The sequence below is a fragment of the Pseudobutyrivibrio xylanivorans DSM 14809 genome (assembly GCF_900141825.1).
Classification (GTDB): Bacteria; Bacillota; Clostridia; order Lachnospirales; family Lachnospiraceae; genus Pseudobutyrivibrio; species Pseudobutyrivibrio xylanivorans.
Map to the genome: position 1 here is coordinate 208,537 of NZ_FQYQ01000003.1, position 18,990 is coordinate 227,526.

Genomic DNA, 18,990 nt, shown 5'->3' on the forward strand with positions numbered 1-18,990 from the left:
TTTTAAAAAACAAGAGCTTCTGTACTTAATTTATCGACTGCATAGAAGGTAGTTTTTATAATTTAATTCTATCTTATTTGCATGATAAGTTCTACAACATTTTGTTGTTTTTTATGACAATTGTGTGAAAATAGCCCTGTATATTGTTATTTTGAATAACAATATACAGGGCTATTTAAAATCTGTTTATTATTACAATCTTCCAACCAAAAGAAGACCTGCCAAACCATAGTAAGTAACTACTGCAACCAAGTCATTTACTGTAGTAATAAGTGGGCCAGAAGCTACCGCTGGGTCTACTTTAATCTTGTGGAAAAAGATAGGAATGATTGTACCAATAAAGCTTGAAACAATCATCGCTACAAAAAGTGAGAATCCAACAATGCCGGATACACTGAATGCAGCATACCATACGTAAGCTTTGAAGCCGTGAAGATAAACTGCAACAAACACAAATGCAAGCAATCCCAAAATCAATCCGTTGGTGCCACCTACTCGCATTTCCTTAAGCACGAACTTTGCTTTTTCTACTCCGGAAATCTCCTCATCCATAAGAACACGGATGGTAACAGCCAGGGACTGTGTACCAACATTTCCAGCCATGTCCAAAATAAGAGACTGGAATACCACAACTACTGCTACTGATGCTACAACACCTTCGAAAATTCCGATAACAGAGCTGGTCAAAAGTCCTAAACCTAAAAGCAATAAAAGCCAAGGAATACGCTTCTTAATACTCTCTAGAAGTGATTCATTTAAATCTTCCTCTGCTGTCAAACCAGCCAACTTAGCGTAGTCTTCACCCATCTCATCATCAACGGCCTCGATGATATCCTGAGCTGTGATTACACCGATGATTTCGTCATTAGGATTAAGTACAGGAATTGAATCCTCCGCGTAATCCTTTAACATCTCGATACTGTCTGAAATAGACGCATCAGCCTGAACACTAGGGTAGCTGTGACTGATAATGTCTGCAAGAGGTGTATCGGCGCGCGCAAGAATCAAATCTCTGAGCTCAATAGCACCACAGTATTTCTGTTCCTTATCAACTACGTAGATAGTGTTGATATTGTCATTGTCCTGAGACTGAGAAATAAGGGAGCGCATCGCCTGCTTTACTGAAAAATCCTCTTCAATAACGATGAAATTCGTAGTCATCATGCTACCGATTTCATCTTCATCGTAAGAATTGATCAGGCGAACGTCTGCGGATGCATCTTCATCCATCAATTCGATGAGCTTTTCTCTCTGCTCCTCATCGTCGATATCTTCCAAAGCATCAACAGCATCATCGGCATCCATGTTTTCAAGGACGTCAGCCGCCTGCTCTGGTGTGATTTCAGTTAAGTACTCTCCTACATCCTCGATGTAAGGGAAAATTTCAGACAGAAGCTCCGCACCTAAGATGCCGAAAAGTCTTTGTCTGTCTTCTGTTTCAAGAGACTCGTATGCTTCGGCGATATCATTCTCATGATAATCATCCAATGCCTCAATCATCTGCTCCGCACTCATATCTGAGCGCAATAAGTCTATAATCTCCTGAATCTTGTTGTCCTCTAATAAGTCCTTTGTTTCCATAGTTTCGTTTGAACTATAGGCATAAAAAAGTCACTGATTATGTAGTTGCAAAACACAAAAAGGAAAACTGCCCGATTACTATAAGAAAAGAGCAGCTGCAAATAAGTTACATAATCGCCCGTGACTGTCGGATTTATCCATAGCTGCTCTCCTTTCGTTTTAATTGAATATATTGTAGATATTAACAAGAAAACTTTATCACAAAAATCAAGTTTTTGCTACCCTATAAACAAAGTTTTTCTACCATTTTTCTATCATAGACAACTGACGTCACTCCATCTACCTCAATTTGATACAGTGCGTTTGCTGCAAGATGTTCAGCTGCCTGCTCCACATTTCTGATACCTGTGGAAATAACAAATTTCTCCATCACCGCATCGAGGCCGTCCTCGGTAACCTGGCACTCTTCTGCCGCCATTCCCATTCTCTTTAATACCTTTGGAAGGGAGAATCTACGGAAGATTTCCTTCTTCTCCTGAACAGAATAATCCGGAATATCGATAACAGCAAAACGTGACATAAGTGGTGCTGAGATATCTGCCTTAACATTTGCTGTGGCAATTGGATAAACACCCATTGTAGGAATCATGCACTCCATGTAATTGTCGGTAAATCCCAGATTATCAAGTAGTGTCAAAAGGACATCAGCAGGGTTACCGTTGCCCTTTCCCGAGTTTGCCTTATCAAGCTCGTTGATGATGAATACTAAATTACTGGTACCAGAATTTGCAAAGGCCTCCATGATGATACCAGGCTTTGCATTTGAATAGATTCGTGAGCTTCCTGTAAGCTGCTCAGGGTCGTTGATAGAGCTCATATCAAGTGTAGTCCAAGGAAGCTTCAGGATTCTTGCTACCGCATATGCGATTTGAGATTTTCCTACTCCCGCAGGACCACATAAAAGCAAACCATAGCTAGGGAGGGTGTGGGTGCGGTTCACCTGAATTACAGTCTCCATGATTCTCTGCTTTACAGATTCAAGACCGTATAGTTCTTCATCGAGAATTCTTCTTGCTTCTACTGGATCGATAGCTTCAAAATAGTCACTCTTCCAGTGAATACCCGTCATGATAGAAAGGGCTCGCTGGGCGTGTCGACGTTCCTCGATAGTAACCTCTGCAGACTTTGCAACAGCAAGGTTACGACGAGCCCATAATCTGATATTGTCTGGGAAAGTTCTGCCTGCGCATGTTATGAAATCAGTGATGGACTGGATGCTTGTAAGCTTCATGTCATCGCCATCTTCTGCATCCTCATCATCCAGCTCCTCCTCTGAAGGGGCATTAGAAGCAAAAAGACGCTCCATCATAAACTGAAGGAAACCATCCTCAGAAGAGAGTTTGCCATTTCCAGTAGCTGTTTCTCTAATTTTGTACACTGCATAGCCCTCAGCTGTGTTAGCACCTGAAAGTCTCACTGGGATATGATTTTCTCCTAACCAGCCAATAAGGCTCACAAAACGAGAATCCACCCTTAATATGTCTGTAGAAACCACGCCATTATCTGATTCATATTCGAAGCTGCTTCTTGAAATCGGATTCGTAAATGTTCCATTTGTGTGATGCTTCATTTCCCCTACCTTATCTGTCAAAACCAATATAGGCTTTTCAGCAGATGCAACTGGCTCATCCGACTTGAAAGTGGTGTATGTCACCACAGCTTCTTTTTTCACATTCTCATCATTTGCAAAATCAAATACTGGCATAGTCCTTCTCCCTTCCAGTTCATACGCTTTTATTTGATTTTCATTCTAGCAGAACACTTTAGCACAGTAAAGTGAATCTGCAAAAAAAGAGTCTCCAGAAATCTTCTGGATGACTCTCATAAACTCTATAAATATTTCTTCTGCTCTGTAAAGCCTCGGCCCTTTACCTCAGACACGCGGCTAACAATAATGAAAGCCTCAGGGTCAATTTGGTGGACAAGCTTTTCTGCTTTTGCAAGCTCTCTTGTGGAAACAATTGAAAGGCAAATCTCTGTGTCCTTGCCAAGGTAGCCTGTGCGGCCGTACATAACTGTGACACCACGGTCCACATCCTGAAGGATGGCACGGCGAATCTCGTCGCTCTTCTTGCTGACAACCTTTACCTGGGTCTTGGCCTTGCCAAGGATTAATGTCTTATCAAGTGTCATGGTGTAGATAACCACCAGGATAATTCCGTAAAGCACCAGGCTTTGGTCTGTAAACACAGCCTGAACACCCAGGATAATAATATCGCAAATCCACATTACACCTGAAATGGATGTGCCAAAAAATTTATTCATAACGATTGGTGGAATATCCATACCACCGGTGGATGCCCCTGTTCTGATTACAATTCCAAGGCTGGCGCCTATAAGTAATCCACCGAAAACAGTGCATAAAACTATATCATCAACAGGCTCATAGTGAGATGCAATAATCTCTGCAATGTGAATCTCAACTGGTAAACAAAATGTGGAAAGTAAAGTGTTGGCTGCGAAACGGCGTCCCATAACGCGCCAGCCGACAAGAAATAGAACTGTGTTAATTACAAACACAGCATATGAAGTCTTGATGCCCCACATGTGATGAACAAAAAGCGCAAGACCTGTACCGCCTCCTGTGATAAGCCCTGATGGCTCCACAAAGAATGCCACCCCTAGGGCATACAAGAAAAGTCCCGCAATAACGATTAAGCCTGTCTTAATTATCTGTTTCATTAGTGTCTCCAAACATTATTCTCAATAACACAACAAAACAGATTGTACACCTTTCGCGGACATTTGTCAGTACACCACGGTAATGCGTTAGCACACTAAAGTATTTTCCACCATACTAAAAAAAGCTGGTTACTGTCACAAGCCTTAGTGTTTCCTCATTCAGCTTAGAATGCTTCATTCAGAAACCTAAGAGCTTGTGACATACCAGCTACCTTAATTATTTATCAAACCCTAAGAAGTGCATACGGCCATCCTGAGTCTTTACTTCATGTTGCGGTTTCTCGCCTACATCCGGATTAAAGAAAACCCCTTTTAGGCTGTTGGTGCGATTGCGGATGCAATCCGGACAGTAGCGTCCGTAACGAATACTGCAGCCGCAGGTTTCACATTTGATGTAAACGCTGCTCCCTTCAGGTATCTCCAGGCGCCCCTCTCTGAGCATTCCATTTACCAGCTCAATTGGAACCCCAGTGTTGTCTGAAATTACAACAGCAGGCGCAGCCCCATACTCATCTATGTAGTCCTTGATTCGCCCGAAATCATCTATTTCCTGATGGCCACAATCGTAGCACTCATAATAACCCCCGCCGATATATTTTAAGCGCCCTTTGCACTTAGAGCAGCGATTAGGCTTGCGCTCAAGAAACTCCTTCTCAAATTTCTCGATATCTTCTTTTTTCCCCATAAAAACACCTGCTAAGAAAAAACGCTTTATAGGTCGAAATCTACAACACTATCGTCAAGCTCAACTATGTCCTCAGGTGGACCGCCTTCCAGGCCCTCTCTAATAAGCTTCCAGTTTTTCAAAAACCATACTGTCTGAGCTGGATGCTTGTACAGAGAAAGCATCTGTGCGCCCTCATACTTGTACGGGTATGCAATTGGAAGATTAGTAGGTCTTGATGTAGTGAAAAAGATGACATGTCTGTATTGCTGTTTAATAACGGCCTCAGGAGTCACGCAATAATAAATACAATCATCATGCTCCCTGGCATATATAAAGTTCATCTTTGTCTGCTCAACCTCTAACGGCTCCATCCCCTCTACAAAGAACTCCCTTTGGCGAGCTTCTTTTATACTTTCGTCAGTAGCTGCCTCGTCTCTTGCAGCCTTGACAGCTTCCTTCCATTTCTTCGCTTCAAGCGGGTTCATAAGTCCGGCAAAGAATCTGTCTTCCTGATCAACTTTTTCCTGATCCTCCTCAGATTCAGAAGGATCAATTGTCGTCTTCAGCCAATAGTTAATTGTATTGAGGTGCTTGTTGAGCTCATTGATATGAGGCGTGTAAATCTTATCCAAATTTACCATCCCCTGCCAATATTCCTGAAACTGCTGCTGAGCATCCCTTCTGGCATTCTTTCTGGCGAAATGAATAGGTAACCCTATAAGTAGATTTAAAGCTGCCAGCAAAACTACCACATTAACTGTAAACCAATTCATAGTAGCCCCCGATGTTAACCAATTACGAATTTATAAATCACCACGCATAATAACAGTATTAAAATCACTGTATTAAATTGCAAAACACGTATAAGCGTATCCAAACTTTCCTTGTTAGCCGCCTTTAGCTTTGCGCCAATGTCCTTTGAGGCGATATCCAGTTGATTCTTAATGGGCGCGTCATAGTCCAGCGAGCTTTGAAGCTTGGTAATCTTCTTATCTATCTCTTTAATCAGTCTTTCCATCTTAGCCTGATTGTCTGATATGGCATCAATAAAATTCTTGTCATCTTCCTTCAGCAAATCCAGCGCCTTTTCCAATGCATATACCTGCCCCTGTAGACGGTCTATTTCTTCTCTGATAGCCTCTTCATTCATGCCAACATATCTTCGGCTGAAGATAGATTTTCCCTTGTATTCTTCCTGCATACACTTTTCTCCCTTTAATGATGCGTAGAATTCAACCACTATATTATATACTTGTCTAAATTCTAACACTTTCGCCCCACAATTGTATAGTCAAGTCACAAAAAAGTCACCCTTTGCAGGGTGACTTTTAAAATACTTTTTAAAGGGAGAATCGTGCTACGAAGTCCTGAAGCTCCTGAGCATTTCCAGCAAGCTTGTCGGATGCCTGTGCAACCTCGTAAGAAGATGCTGTCTGCTCCTGAGATGCTGCCGAAACATTCGATGTCTCATCAGCCACCTCAATACTCATCTGCTCGATATCCTTGATGTTCTTGGCAATTGTCTCAGTTCCGCTAGAAAGCTGAGCAACAATGCTACTCATTGTATTTGATTCCTCTGAGATTGAGTTAACCATGTTTACAATGTTATTGAAGGTGCTACCTGCCTCATTAACAAGCTCTGCTCCGTTTACTACGTTTTGTGCGCCATCATGCATAGCTTCCACAGCTTCCTCAGAATTCTTTGTGATACCAGCAATCAACTCTGTAATCTTCTGCGCTGCCTGATTAGAATCATCAGCAAGCTTTGAAATCTCGCTGGCAACAACTGCGAAGCCCTTACCCATTTCACCGGCACGGGCAGCCTCGATACTTGCATTCAGTGAAAGCAGGTTTGTCTGGCTGGCAATCTCTGAAATAGTAACTACGAAATCATTGATACTCTTAAGTCGCTCACCAAGTCCCTCTACAACCTGAGCTGTGTTCTCAACAGATTCTCTGATGCTATCCATCATATCTGTAGCGTTTGTCATGTCGGCTGCGCCATTAACAGCTGCCTCGTTTGTAGATTTAATCATATCTGTAGTACGATTAATAGCTTCCTGGAAGTTCTCCATATTTGTAACGAAGGAATCGGTCTCGTTACTTGCACCTGTCACAGCATTGATCTGGCTTGAGCAAGAGTTTGCAACGTTTGTACATGATGTTGCAACCATCTCTGATGCCTCGGCTGACTGTGATGCAGATGCTGAAAGCTCCTCTGATGCAGCTGCAACTGAAGCAGTTGTTCCTGAAATCTCCATCATAAGATTTCTAATGTTCCCGTGCATTAAATCAAGGGATTCTGCAATAAGACCAATCTCGTTGTTTCTATTAACAAGGGTTCTAACATTATCCATTTCTTCATTCTCGGTGAAGTCACTGTTAGACATGCGAACAATCTGGCTGGCAGCAAGAGAAATAGGCTGTGTAATCTTTGTGCCAAAGAATAGCGCAACTACAACACCGCAAACGATAAGAATAAGAAGAATAACAATTGTGGTGATGATGCTCTTTCTAAGGGCCTCATTGGCATGCTGGCTATATACAACAGTCATTTCTTCCAAATCATCTACCCATACACCAGTACCCATAACCCAATCGAATGGCTCATAGTAAGCTGTATAGTTAATCTTTGGAAGTTCCTCTGTCTCATTTGGTTTAGCAAACATAAGGCTTGTGTATCCGCCGCCTTCCTGCAAACCATTCTGAATCATCATCTGGATAAATTTATTTCCGCTTGAATCGGTTGAATCCCAACGAGACTGTCCCTCAGTATCTCTACCAAGAAGAACTACGTTAATACCCTGCGAAGTATCAACCCAGAAATATCCACTGCCGTCGTTGTATCTGAGCTCTCTGATAATATCTGCAGACTGTTTTTTAGCCTCCTCCAAAGTCATCTCTCCAGCCTGGTGCTTCGCATACATAAAGGCACAGATGCTCATGGCTTCTTCGGTTTCATACTTAAGCTGATTCTTAACATCAGCATAGAGTCTTTCCTTATAAGCCTCTGTCTGCTCGGAATTAGTATTCAGTGTGTTAATAACTGTGAATGTAGAAATAATACCTGCAGTAATTACTACTGCCGCCAAGATGACTGCGATAAGCACAGTCTTTAAAGAACCCCTCTTTTTATCCATAGTTGTACTCCTTTTCCCCAAAAAGTAATACTCGACTGATACCGCTATAATACCATCATAAAAGTCGTCATTTTTAGATTTCACAATTATTTCGTTAATTTTTCGCAAAGTAATTGCATACTATTTAAATGCATGAAAAAAGCAGCTATCTTTCGATAACTGCCAGTTTTATAGGTATAAATTTAAGACTCATAGTGGTAATCGTAAACAATTACCTTAACTACTGGAGAACCCCAGGTATAACTTTTAAGTGATGCATTTCCTCTTTCATAAATATCTGAGCGAATAGAATTTTGATCAATAATAAATTCGCTGCAACAACATGATCTGTATGTGAAAATGTTTGTAGAATCTGTATCTACATCGGCTTTTTCATCACCCATTATGCATTTGATAACAACGCCATTTCCTAAAACCAGGTCAATGTACTGTCCTGGCACTGTGCCAAAACCACTTCCGACAGCTATCAAAAATCTGTCGTCCAGTTTCATGAATCCATCACTATCTGGTGACGCCATAGCGTTAATGTATCCCGCTCTGCCGTATGTAATCTTGGCTGAACGTTCGATTGTCTTTCCACCTTTGTAGCTAACTGTTTTTCCTGAAACTGGATGAACAAAGCTACTTGGTATGTGGTATACCGTCTTCTCTGCTTCCTGTAATGTCTTTTTTGGTCCTGCTAATACTGCGCACTCTTCTTGAATAGTAACTGTGGTGCACTCAGCAAGATTGTTTAGTATTACTGTCTCTTCAAATGTATAGGTCTCTTCAATAGTCTCCGTTTCTTCAATAATTTCTGTCTCTTCGAAAGATGCTGTCTCTTGAATAGTTTCTGCTTCTGCCGCCTGAATTGGCATGGCATAACTTCTTTTGTAGCAATGGTTAAATAAGATTAGTAAAAGTGATGTGATTAAAAGTAAACTACAGGCCAGGCGGCCCGATCGAACGCCTTTTGAACTCATTTCTTTCATATAACTTTATTTCCTCTCTTTCATAAGTTCAGTACTGTAACAAAAAAAATGACAACTAGCAACGGCTAATTGTCATTTTTGTGGTATTTTTTTCGATATGAAAAATTTAGTGTAATAATTCTCTTTTTAATTACTACAACGTTTTAAAAGTCATTTTTGTTATTATTCTTCCTCTTTCCCAAAATCGATCCAAATATCATTCCCCAAATCATTCCCATGCACATAAATGTTCCAATCCTGTCAGTAGCGATGCCAATAGCAGCTCCAATAAACATTCCTGTAGACATACCCACACTCATGCCGCGAACCATACTATTGCTCACATTCTCCTGCTCATTAACGTATTTACGAACTATCTCCAATCCCCCCATAGGAGCACAAAACTTCTCATTCCTTGGTGGCTGGCAAGCCTGATACACTTCCTCTAAATCAAACCACTCCACACTGTCCAGCTCTTCCTTCTGAATGGTAAGATTATCGATGTCTGCCTCGTCATCATAGACATATACAAATGCAATCTCATTATCTTTAAACATCTTGCCGTGGAATTCCTTCTCATATTGAATAGGAAATGTTCCTGCAAAATGTAAATCATCCTCATCCACATGAATTCCAAGCTCTTCTGAGAGCTCCCTTACAGCTGATTCCAATGGCTCATCCCCTGCCTGAATATGGCCAGCAGATGATGTATCATATCTGCCAGGAAAAGAATCCTTGTTAAGAGCTCTCTTCTGTAAAAGCACTTCTGTCTTATCTCCATTTTCACGGGTCACCCAAATGTGAGCTGTTCTGTGTCGAATGCCTTCTGCATGGGCCTGTGATCTGGTCACTGTTTCGCCGGTAGGCTGTCCTTTTTCATCCACGATGTCAAAAATCTCTTCAGTCATAATACATTCTCCGCTTTTTCGAATAAAATTTCTAATATTATATCGTTCTTTAAAGAAAAAAGCACCTAATTCAGCGAAGAATTAGATGCCTATACACTTAAATTATTTAACCTCTACTAGCTCAATAGTGAAATTGAGTTCCTTGCCTGCCATCTCATGGTTTGCATCAAGAGTGATATTTGTCTCATCCTTTGCAACAACCTTTACTGGGAATGGTCTTCCATAAGGATCCTGTAAGTATACCTGCTGGTCTACTACTAAATCCTCTGAACCTGGAAGCTGTGCAATCTCCAATGTAATGACAGCATCTTCATCACGCTGACCATAAGCTTCCTCTGGCATAAGGTGAATATCAACCTTCTCGCCGACTTCCATATTGGCAACTGCAGCATCAAAGCCCTTAATCATCATGCCTGCGCCACAAACAAACTCAAGTGGCTCGCCTCTGTCATAAGATGAATCGAACTGTGTGCCATCGTTAAATGTACCTCTGTAATGTGTACGGCATGTCTTTCCTACGTTCTTGCCCTCAAATGCAGGCTCTGAATGACATCCGCCACAACCAGAGTGACCGCCACAGCTGTGTCCTTCCTCGTGGTCGCCACATGTATGTCCCTCGCCATGATGGTTGCAATTAACACCAGTGTTAATAAGCTCGCCCTTAAGATAAGCCTCTACTGCTGCATCAACATCACCTGTTGCACCAGCGCAGAGCTCAATACCGTGCTCAGTAAGAGCAGCCTGTGCACCACCGCCGATACCACCGCAGATAAGTACATCAATTGAATTATTGCTAAGTAGACCTGCTAAAGCACCGTGTCCCTGACCATCTGAGCCAATAACCTCAGAAGAAACAACTTTGCCATCCTCTACCTCAAAAATCTTAAACTCTTCTGTATGTCCAAAGTGCTGGAACACCTGACCGTTATCATATGTGACTGCTATTCTCATTTTTATACTCCTTCTAAAATCAAAATCCTACGTATTATACATACTAATGAGAATTTTGGCAATTCTTATTGCATATCATTCTTAATCTTAGCAATCAATGTAATATCAGCTGGAAGCCAAGCCACAGCATCAATGGTTTCTCTAGTAAGCCACTTTGCAGCTTCTGCTTCCTTTAGCTCCAAATGCCCTTTCTTCACTTCACAGTAAAAACAATCCATTGAAAGATGGAATGTAGGATAATCATATTCAATAGTATCGATAAATGGTCCTACCTCGATAAGAGTATCAAGCTCTTCCATTATTTCCCTGACGAGAGCCTGCTCGGAAGTCTCTCCCGCTTCTACCTTGCCTCCTGGGAATTCCCATCCACCTTTATAATCTCCATAACCTCTTGCGGTTGCAAAAATCTTATTCTTCTCCTGAATAGAATCACAGATTACCGCTGCAACAACTTTTATCGTCTTCATGGTCATATTCTCCACACTGATTTTCTTGCTTAAGAATGACTTCTTGTGGGCTACTTAAGGAAAAAGCCCACAAGAACTTGGCTTTGCCAAGCAATATTTTCTTTCAGAAAATATTTGTCCATGTCCGGTTCTTGATTTTCTGAGGAAAATCAAAAACCTATAGATTCTTGAAAAACATCAGTTTTTCAGGAATCGTAAATACCATGAAAATAGATTTATCTATTTTCATGTCCTGCAAAGCAGGATTCTTGCTGACAATTTCCTTGTTTGGTCAGCAAGAAGTCATATAATTTTGTCATTTTTCTTGATTTTATATGCTCAGTGAAGCTCTTTTTCATAGCTTTTTTGCCAAGCAAACATATAATTTTTTAAAAAATGGCATAATTATATGCTTAGAGCAGGATTTCTCTTTAAAGATTCCACCGAGTAAGCATATAATTTTAAAAAAAATGGCATAATTATATGCTTAGGCCAAGATTTTCCTCATAGAAATCCACCAAGTAAGCATATAATTTTAAAAATAATGGCATAATTATATGCTTAGACCAAGATTTTCCTCATAGAAATCCACCAAGTAAGCATATAATTTTTAAAAAAATTACTATATTATATGCTTTACTAATTCAGGCACCTCCCGCAGGCACCCCTTACAGCTCAAAATATTTACAGTTATTCCCTTTGGCTTTCTCCACCGGATACTTGGCCTCATTCTGATCCATCTTCATATTTATAATTTCATCAGGATCAAAGCCAAGCTTGTCAGCTAAATTCTGGCAGTACACCATCACATCCGCAAGCTCTTCCTTTACATGCTGCTCATCAAATCTCTCATTGTCCCACTGGAAGCACTCAAGCAATTCAGCAGCTTCTATGACTATAGACTTTGCGAGATTTGATGGCGAATGAAACTGATCCCAGTCACGGTCTTCCGTAAATTTTCTTATTCTGTCTATTGTTTCCTGTGTCATGATAATCCCCCTTCGTCGGCCTTTGGCCTCCTGATGCCAACAAGTCTTCGCAATGCTCGACTTTTGACATCACTGTTAAGAACAGTTAATGCTCATTGTGTGTCCATCAACAGCTTCATGCTGATTTGCCTTGTAGTTATTATATATTTCTGCAATCTCTTCCTTAGAAAAATCTGGGAAGCAGCTGTAAAGAGTCTCAAGCTCCATACCAGTGCTTACAAAGTTTTCTACCGTCATTTGATCCTTTTTATTCATAACCCACTCCTATACTTTATAAATCTAGATGCTTATTCCTGGTATTCCTCCGACTCCAATCCGTAGTAAAGCATCTCATTGTACTCCGCATTGGCAGCCTCACTGGCCTTCTTCTCCCGCCATCTATCTATATCGCTGCAAATAGCAAGTGCCTCATCCACAATAAGCTCTGCCGTATTAGGCCTTACATTATAAAGATAAGCCAGCATCCTTTGCATCGCCTTGGGACTACCAAGCATCTTTGCAATTTGCATTCCAAGCTCATCAGGAAATCCCAGACTCCTTATAGCCTGCACCAATTCGTCCCTGCTTCTTGCCCATTCTATTCTTGTATCCATAATTCGTGTTTATTAATACCCCCTCAGTTTCTCCTTCAATTCAGCCCTGATGCCCTCCACTCTCCTGATAGCATCATCGCACTGCCTCTTTCCATCACTAATCTTGGACTGCACCAGAATATCTGCCACAAATCCATCAAAGAAGAAATCCGCAAAGGTAAGAAAGTCATTGATGTGAATAGAACTGTATCCACTGACATCCCTCAGCTCCTTGCTGAATCTCTGGAGCGCATACCTGGCATTATCAATCTCACGCTCAGCATCTCCCATCTTGCTGTGCTTCATAAATCCAGAGATTAATCCGCCTCCAAACATATCAAGCAAGCCCCAGTTACCTGCACTATCAAGGTACTTTCTTGCAGAGCGAAGATGCTCCAGCGCATTATCCGCCGCATCAATAGCTTCTCTAATCTCTCTTGCTTCTATTTCATTCATGCTTTTTATCTCCTTTTGTACCATTCCTAGCAGGCCCTTCCAGGACCAGGTCTGCCCGAGCTCCAACTAGTATTCATTATACAAAAAAAGCTACAGTGCTAGAAGCCCTGCAGCAACAAAGTTATCTCAAATTTAATAATTTGTTCGATTGTTAATCCCACATTTGTTTGATAGACTAATTCTCGATGCTACCATTAGGGTTGGCGGTTGGTCTTCGACTAGAGGACTGAGACCTCTATTTAGAATAATCTGTCTTTGAGCAGAAATATCTAAAGGGGAAAACTTTTATGACATTAGAACAATTTGTAGCTATTACTGGATTATTATTTACTGCATTTGGAATCGGCTACAAACTTGGCCGAGACAATGCAACAAAAAAGTAACCGCTCATAAGTCCTGGGAAGACTGAGCGGTTACATCGCTTTTCTGAACGGACCAACCGTTAATGGTTGGCACCTTTTGTATTCTTATTATATCTGCTGATAAATAATTTGTAAACACGCATTTTCATTCATAACTCCATTTCCCTCCCTACGTATTTACGAATCTGAATCCTATATTCCTCATCAAGAAATGGACAACACTCATCTATACTCATGAGCCTGGAGCTTTTAGCTCTATTGCAAGCCTTACACAATGGAATAAGATTCCTGATGTCATCTGTCCCACCATGATACTTTGGAATGAAGTGATCAATGGTGCGCTTATCTGCTTCAACATCCTTGCCACACTTGACACAGATGCCATTTGTTTTGGCCCATATTATGTTCTTGAGATTCTCTTTACGTTTTCGTCTTTTCATATGATTATTGTACCATTCCTTGCGGACATACCCACCACACTCTTTTCTTAGAACCATACGACACTAAATCTGGTGTTATATCACCATTTCTATCATAACTCCATTCTCCGGCAATACTTGGGTATTTAGACTGTAAATCATTAACCCCCTTAACCAGTCTGCTCATATATATTCCTATCACAAAATGATTTCACTAGTTTTTGTGAATATATTAACCTACAACCAGCTTATTAGTCTTCTTAATAAACTTTGCTGGAATCTTTTTATCGAGTTTCCATATTATGCTCATAGGCTTATTGCCTTTATGGCTCACATAATTAGCCGTACCCAAAAACATATATGGAGCTGTACCATATTCATCTTTCCTATGCTCTCTTACAAAAAGCAACACCTTACTTCCTTGTTGTTTATGATTTATATATCTTGCGCCCACAGTTGACGTTTCGGACGTCTTATTCTGACTTTCCCAATGGAACAACTCTTCATTTATTGAATAATCTCTATACATAGTAGAAGGTGAATAATCCTTTTCTGATTTATTCAAGGTATTCATCAAAACATCTATCCGCTTTTGTGGCAGCCATATTACTCCTCCTTGAACACTAGACCAATTATAATATTCAAAGGCTGACAATAGCTGTTCTCTCGTATAAGTACAATAAACATCTAATGGACAATCAAATCCTAAATCACAATATTCATCCACAAAATCTATATGCTCAAGATTATATTGAAGCAATTGAATTATTTCTGCTAGCATATTAGTACTTTCTACTAATTCTTGAATATTATTAATGGTTTCTTCACAATCCCAATCAGCAGCTGTATTCCATATTGTAATATAAAACATCTGCATCATTTTTTTCTCGAGGTCTGACATTTCTTTAATCTTCTCTACAGAAATATCAGATAAGTTCTTAAGAAGAAATTCAATCCAACGTCTAGAATCTATTCGAGCAATTTTAGGTAAGGCTTTAGTAATTATAGTTTCTAGCGGCTCTTCAAACTCTTGTCTAACTCCTGCCTCAACGCATAATCTTACAAATGAATATTTCTGATATATTGTCTTCTTTGATAATTGATAATACTTCAAGAAGTTTTCTAAATTTAGTTCTCTATCTGAATCATCCGTAAATGTTCTAATTTTAGATACTAAAGCATTTTTATTTCCAAATGATTGCTTAATATTCTCTAAAATTATTGTTCTAGGTTTCTCTTCTAATTCAATATAACATCCTTTAGGAAGGGAAACAAAACCATGTTCAATCTCATGTTTGATGCTATGATTTCTATCGTAAAGAAGAGCTTCAAATTTTTGTTCAAAACTATACTTTTTATTTGCTTGACCTATAAAATCCAATACCGTCAAACAATCCTTACCATCGTATAATCTCAACCCTCTACCTAATTGCTGTAAAAAAACCGTTAAGGATTCTGTTGGTCTTAAAAAAAGGACCGTGTTAACTTCTGGAATGTCAACACCCTCATTATAAAGGTCAACTGTAAATATATAATTAATAATATTATTCTTTAAATCCTTTTTTGCTTTTTCGCGTACTCTTTCCGATGAATCAGCATCCAAATTAATACTAGGTATTCCATGCACATTAAAATAATCAGACATAAATCTTGCATGCTCTTTTGACACACAGAACCCTAATCCACAAACTTTTTCCATGTCTGCAACGTATCTTTCAATTGCAACTATTATCGAGGCCGCTCTTTTCTCCGCTATTGTTCTATCTATTGCATAGACATTTGTTAACTGATTAACATCATAGCCGCCTTTTCTCCATTGGATATCATCCAAATCAACAGTATCTGCAATGCCAAAATACTGAAATGGACATAACAATTTTCTGTCTATTGCCTCAGGTAGTCGTATTTCTGCTGCTATACTTCCATCGAAGTACTTTAGTATATCTTTTCCATCATGACGTTCCGGCGTTGCAGTAAGTCCCAATAAAATACATGGCTTAAAATGTTCTAATACAGCATTATAAGTATCCGCTGCCGCATGATGGAATTCATCAATAACTATATAATCATAATATTCTGCATCTATTATTTCATACAATCTTTGACTAGTTATAGTTTGTATAGAAACAAATAAATGCTCTAATCCATCTGGTCTATGTTGACCAACAAATAACTCTCCAAAATTAGGATCTTTTAAAACTGCTCTAAAAGCCGCCATGCTTTGTTTAAGAATATCTTCTCTATGAGCAATAAAAAGCAATTTATTTTCTTTTCTAGGATTCTTTTTACAGTACTCGCGATAATCAAATGCCGCAATAAGAGTTTTCCCAGTACCTGTAGCCGCGACAACTAAATTATGATTCCTTCCTCTTACGACCCTTTCAGCCTTTAGATTATCCAATATTTCCTGCTGATATGTATAAGGGTTTAAATCAAATAAAAATGAAAATCCACCTTGAGTTGTTTCATTATTTTCCAGATTTAAAGCCTTCACTAATCTCCCTTTATCAGATTCATTGTATGTCTCAAATTCCGGCGTATTCCAATAGCTTTCAAAACTAGCATTAACTTTTTCTAATACATCCAGCATATCTTGCTCAGTTATTTTCACATTCCACTCCAGGCCACTTGATAATGCAGCCTTTGAAATGTTAGATGAACCAATATATGCAGTCGTATATCCTGTTTCTCTATGGAAAATATAAGATTTTGCATGAAGCCTAGTTCTGTTTGTATCATAAGAAACCTTAATTGTTGTATTAGGGAGTTTGTTTAATTCCTCTACAGATTTAACTTCAGTTGCCCCCATGTATGAAGTTGTAATGACTCTAAGTTTACCACCTCTTTGAGTAAACTTTTTTAATTCCACAATCAGCTCACGTAAACCACTCCAGCGTATAAAAGATACCAGCATATCAATCCTATCAGAACTTTCAATCTCCTTTTTAAGTTCTGAAATCATCTGTGGTTCCTTTATTGCTCCTGTAAACAAACTACTTCTTGCAATAGATGTCTCCGGTCTACTTACCTTTTTTGCTGTCTTAGTTCCAATCATCACTTCATAATCATTGGTAGATAATAAAGACAATAGTTGTTTTGGATTTTCCGAAACTTGATATTCTTCATCTGAATTTTCTGATAGGACAACAGCAATCTTATTAATCAACTCAATTTGTTTTTCTAAAGATTCTTCCTCATATCCATCGAGTTTTTTCTTAATTACTGTAGATATATAATTTGTCAATATGCTTGAAGCCTCTGCCGAATCGATTTTCTCTATATACTTACAATTATCCGGTACTTCATTGAGCACTTTTTCAAGTTGCTCATTTATTACTTTTTCATATAATCCCGCCTTCATCTCATCCATAATGCACCTACGTATATCTCACCCATCATCTTTAAAATTCTACCAAACCAAATACCCCTGTCTCCTTGCACTATCATAGACAGGTTGCATATTCTTCTCTAAAATATTATAAAACTCTGTTTTTGAATTCCCTCTTCGGTATAACTCCTGATTAGCCCAAATCGAATGCAGATTATCCTTATAGCATTTTTCAAAACTGCTTCGTATATGCGGATTACTATCATTATTTATCATTCCATAAAGAATAAACTGGTTGTACGCAAATTTTCCAAAAAATCTATTCCAATCTGGTAGCTTATTACTTTTAGCTGAATTCAATGATGAATCCATCGGCATTAAATTCCATAGCTCATCATTCATTACAAATGACCATGGAATAAAATGGTCGATATCGTATTTCCCCTTTTCTATAGGTGTACCTTTAAATACATCAATTATTGGCTGCTGTTCAAGAATTAGCTCCCATAAATCTCTAACATGGTTAAGTTTGCGCATCTTTTCATCCATAGGCGCCAATTTATAAACCAGACTAGGAACCTCTGGATTGTTACTCTGAAGCCACTTGACCTTTTCAAATTGAATCCATCCTAATATTGAAACAGTGTTATCCTTAATCAGCTTTATCCATTCGCTACTGAAAGTTACTTCACGTTTTAATCCTGCTGTATCACCAATAACATATGGTAGCGGTGTAGACTCATTCAAAAGCTGTGCGTACTTTATAAGCGCACCAGTTCTTCCCCAATCCACATTTTGCTTTGCATTATCGAAGAAACCTGAAAGTGCTCTATACGGCACATTTCTTGTTAATCTATTTTTATATTCACGAAGTTCATTATCGTATTTACGAATTTGATTTCTGATAATAACTGCATCAGCATCAGACCTTAACTCACTCAGTTCTTGGAGTTTGATAACCGCAAGTTCAAGAGCATCTCTTGGTTCTCCAAGTAAAAAGCCACTTAAATGAACATGAAACTCTAAAACTGTATACCATGCATTACAAATCATCTCATCAATAATGTCATTAAAAGATGTTTGTACGATGTCTCTGGATATCAGCTTTACTATTGCTTCCAGCCAATAAAACTTATAGCAATAAGAAGGGTCCTTTAGCATTTGCGAAAACCCTTCTACATCTAAATTGTTATAATATATTCCATCAATATTTAGGCTCAGCTCATTATTCATTATTTATTGCCTTCCCAAAATATTCGGTTCTTAAAACCGCCCCTTTTATCTTGTTTCTTTTGCTTAACTTCCATAAGATGCTCAATCGAATATCCCCTAGCCTCGCAGATAGCAAACAATACCTCTAGTACATCCGCCATCTCCTCAATTGATTTATCCGCCTGATATTCTGCAACCTCTTCATTAAGCTTAATATCCAACTCCTGAAGATATTCTTCCTGTGAAAGGATTCTCGTTATTGGTTCCTTTCCATCAGCTTTAATAATTTCAGGTATTCTGTCTCGTACTAGCTTCCCCATAGTTATC

At 39.2% G+C, this 18,990-nt stretch carries 20 protein-coding genes; all 20 read right to left on the reverse strand.

What is annotated here, in order from left to right; translation table 11 throughout:
* Positions 1-192: 192 nt before the first annotated feature.
* The gene (gene mgtE / locus BUA88_RS04005) at positions 193-1,581 is read right to left on the reverse strand and encodes a magnesium transporter (RefSeq protein ID WP_072913035.1); all 1,389 of its coding nucleotides are present in this window, start codon (positions 1,579-1,581) and stop codon (positions 193-195) included.
* Positions 1,582-1,804: 223 nt separating this feature from the next.
* A complete protein-coding gene (locus tag BUA88_RS04010) occupies positions 1,805-3,286 on the reverse strand; it encodes an AAA family ATPase (RefSeq protein ID WP_072913037.1) in 1,482 nt (493 codons plus the stop codon).
* Between the two features lie 125 nt (positions 3,287-3,411).
* Positions 3,412-4,263, reverse strand: a complete 852-nt coding sequence (locus BUA88_RS04015) for a YitT family protein (protein ID WP_083572379.1) — start codon at positions 4,261-4,263, stop codon at positions 3,412-3,414.
* Between the two features lie 217 nt (positions 4,264-4,480).
* Complete coding sequence (locus BUA88_RS04020) at positions 4,481-4,948, reverse strand: hypothetical protein (protein ID WP_051194742.1); 468 nt, start codon at positions 4,946-4,948, stop codon at positions 4,481-4,483.
* A 26-nt stretch (positions 4,949-4,974) separates the two neighbouring features.
* Positions 4,975-5,703: a hypothetical protein gene (locus BUA88_RS04025; RefSeq protein WP_072913043.1), complete on the reverse strand. Its 729-nt coding sequence runs from the start codon at positions 5,701-5,703 to the stop codon at positions 4,975-4,977.
* 14 nt (positions 5,704-5,717) lie between these two features.
* A complete protein-coding gene (locus BUA88_RS04030; RefSeq protein ID WP_072913047.1) occupies positions 5,718-6,131 on the reverse strand; it encodes a hypothetical protein in 414 nt (137 codons plus the stop codon).
* Positions 6,132-6,270: 139 nt separating this feature from the next.
* Complete coding sequence (locus BUA88_RS04035) at positions 6,271-8,070, reverse strand: methyl-accepting chemotaxis protein (protein WP_072913050.1); 1,800 nt, start codon at positions 8,068-8,070, stop codon at positions 6,271-6,273.
* A gap of 182 nt (positions 8,071-8,252) precedes the next feature.
* Complete coding sequence (locus tag BUA88_RS04040) at positions 8,253-9,041, reverse strand: hypothetical protein (RefSeq protein WP_143151395.1); 789 nt, start codon at positions 9,039-9,041, stop codon at positions 8,253-8,255.
* Between the two features lie 143 nt (positions 9,042-9,184).
* Entirely contained in the window at positions 9,185-9,928 is a 744-nt protein-coding gene (locus tag BUA88_RS04045) for an NUDIX hydrolase (RefSeq protein ID WP_072913056.1), read from the reverse strand.
* Between the two features lie 102 nt (positions 9,929-10,030).
* Positions 10,031-10,879 carry an FKBP-type peptidyl-prolyl cis-trans isomerase gene (locus BUA88_RS04050; RefSeq protein ID WP_072913060.1) on the reverse strand — a complete coding sequence of 283 codons (849 nt, stop codon included), beginning with the start codon at positions 10,877-10,879 and terminating at the stop codon, positions 10,031-10,033.
* Positions 10,880-10,944: 65 nt separating this feature from the next.
* On the reverse strand, positions 10,945-11,346 hold the full coding sequence (locus BUA88_RS04055; RefSeq protein WP_072913063.1) for a (deoxy)nucleoside triphosphate pyrophosphohydrolase: 402 nt from the start codon (positions 11,344-11,346) through the stop codon (positions 10,945-10,947).
* 647 nt (positions 11,347-11,993) lie between these two features.
* Positions 11,994-12,314, reverse strand: a complete 321-nt coding sequence (locus BUA88_RS04060; protein WP_072913066.1) for a nucleotide pyrophosphohydrolase — start codon at positions 12,312-12,314, stop codon at positions 11,994-11,996.
* A gap of 75 nt (positions 12,315-12,389) precedes the next feature.
* Positions 12,390-12,569, reverse strand: coding sequence for a hypothetical protein (locus BUA88_RS04065; protein ID WP_072913069.1), 180 nt, complete (start codon positions 12,567-12,569; stop codon positions 12,390-12,392).
* Between the two features lie 32 nt (positions 12,570-12,601).
* The gene (locus BUA88_RS04070; RefSeq protein WP_072913072.1) at positions 12,602-12,907 is read right to left on the reverse strand and encodes a hypothetical protein; all 306 of its coding nucleotides are present in this window, start codon (positions 12,905-12,907) and stop codon (positions 12,602-12,604) included.
* Between the two features lie 12 nt (positions 12,908-12,919).
* Positions 12,920-13,342 carry a hypothetical protein gene (locus BUA88_RS04075; protein WP_072913075.1) on the reverse strand — a complete coding sequence of 141 codons (423 nt, stop codon included), beginning with the start codon at positions 13,340-13,342 and terminating at the stop codon, positions 12,920-12,922.
* Between the two features lie 511 nt (positions 13,343-13,853).
* The gene (locus tag BUA88_RS04080) at positions 13,854-14,144 is read right to left on the reverse strand and encodes an HNH endonuclease (RefSeq protein WP_072913078.1); all 291 of its coding nucleotides are present in this window, start codon (positions 14,142-14,144) and stop codon (positions 13,854-13,856) included.
* A gap of 4 nt (positions 14,145-14,148) precedes the next feature.
* Positions 14,149-14,310 carry a zinc-ribbon domain-containing protein gene (locus BUA88_RS15860; protein ID WP_083572381.1) on the reverse strand — a complete coding sequence of 54 codons (162 nt, stop codon included), beginning with the start codon at positions 14,308-14,310 and terminating at the stop codon, positions 14,149-14,151.
* A gap of 45 nt (positions 14,311-14,355) precedes the next feature.
* Positions 14,356-17,493 (reverse strand): DEAD/DEAH box helicase, encoded by a 3,138-nt coding sequence (locus BUA88_RS04090; RefSeq protein WP_330390186.1) that lies wholly within the window; start codon positions 17,491-17,493, stop codon positions 14,356-14,358.
* Positions 17,494-17,532: 39 nt separating this feature from the next.
* Positions 17,533-18,684, reverse strand: a complete 1,152-nt coding sequence (locus tag BUA88_RS15865) for an HNH endonuclease domain-containing protein (protein WP_242939571.1) — start codon at positions 18,682-18,684, stop codon at positions 17,533-17,535.
* Positions 18,684-18,983, reverse strand: a complete 300-nt coding sequence (locus BUA88_RS04100) for a nucleoside triphosphate pyrophosphohydrolase (protein ID WP_072913080.1) — start codon at positions 18,981-18,983, stop codon at positions 18,684-18,686. Before BUA88_RS04100 ends, BUA88_RS15865 begins: the two co-directional genes overlap by 1 nt.
* Positions 18,984-18,990 lie beyond the last annotated feature (7 nt).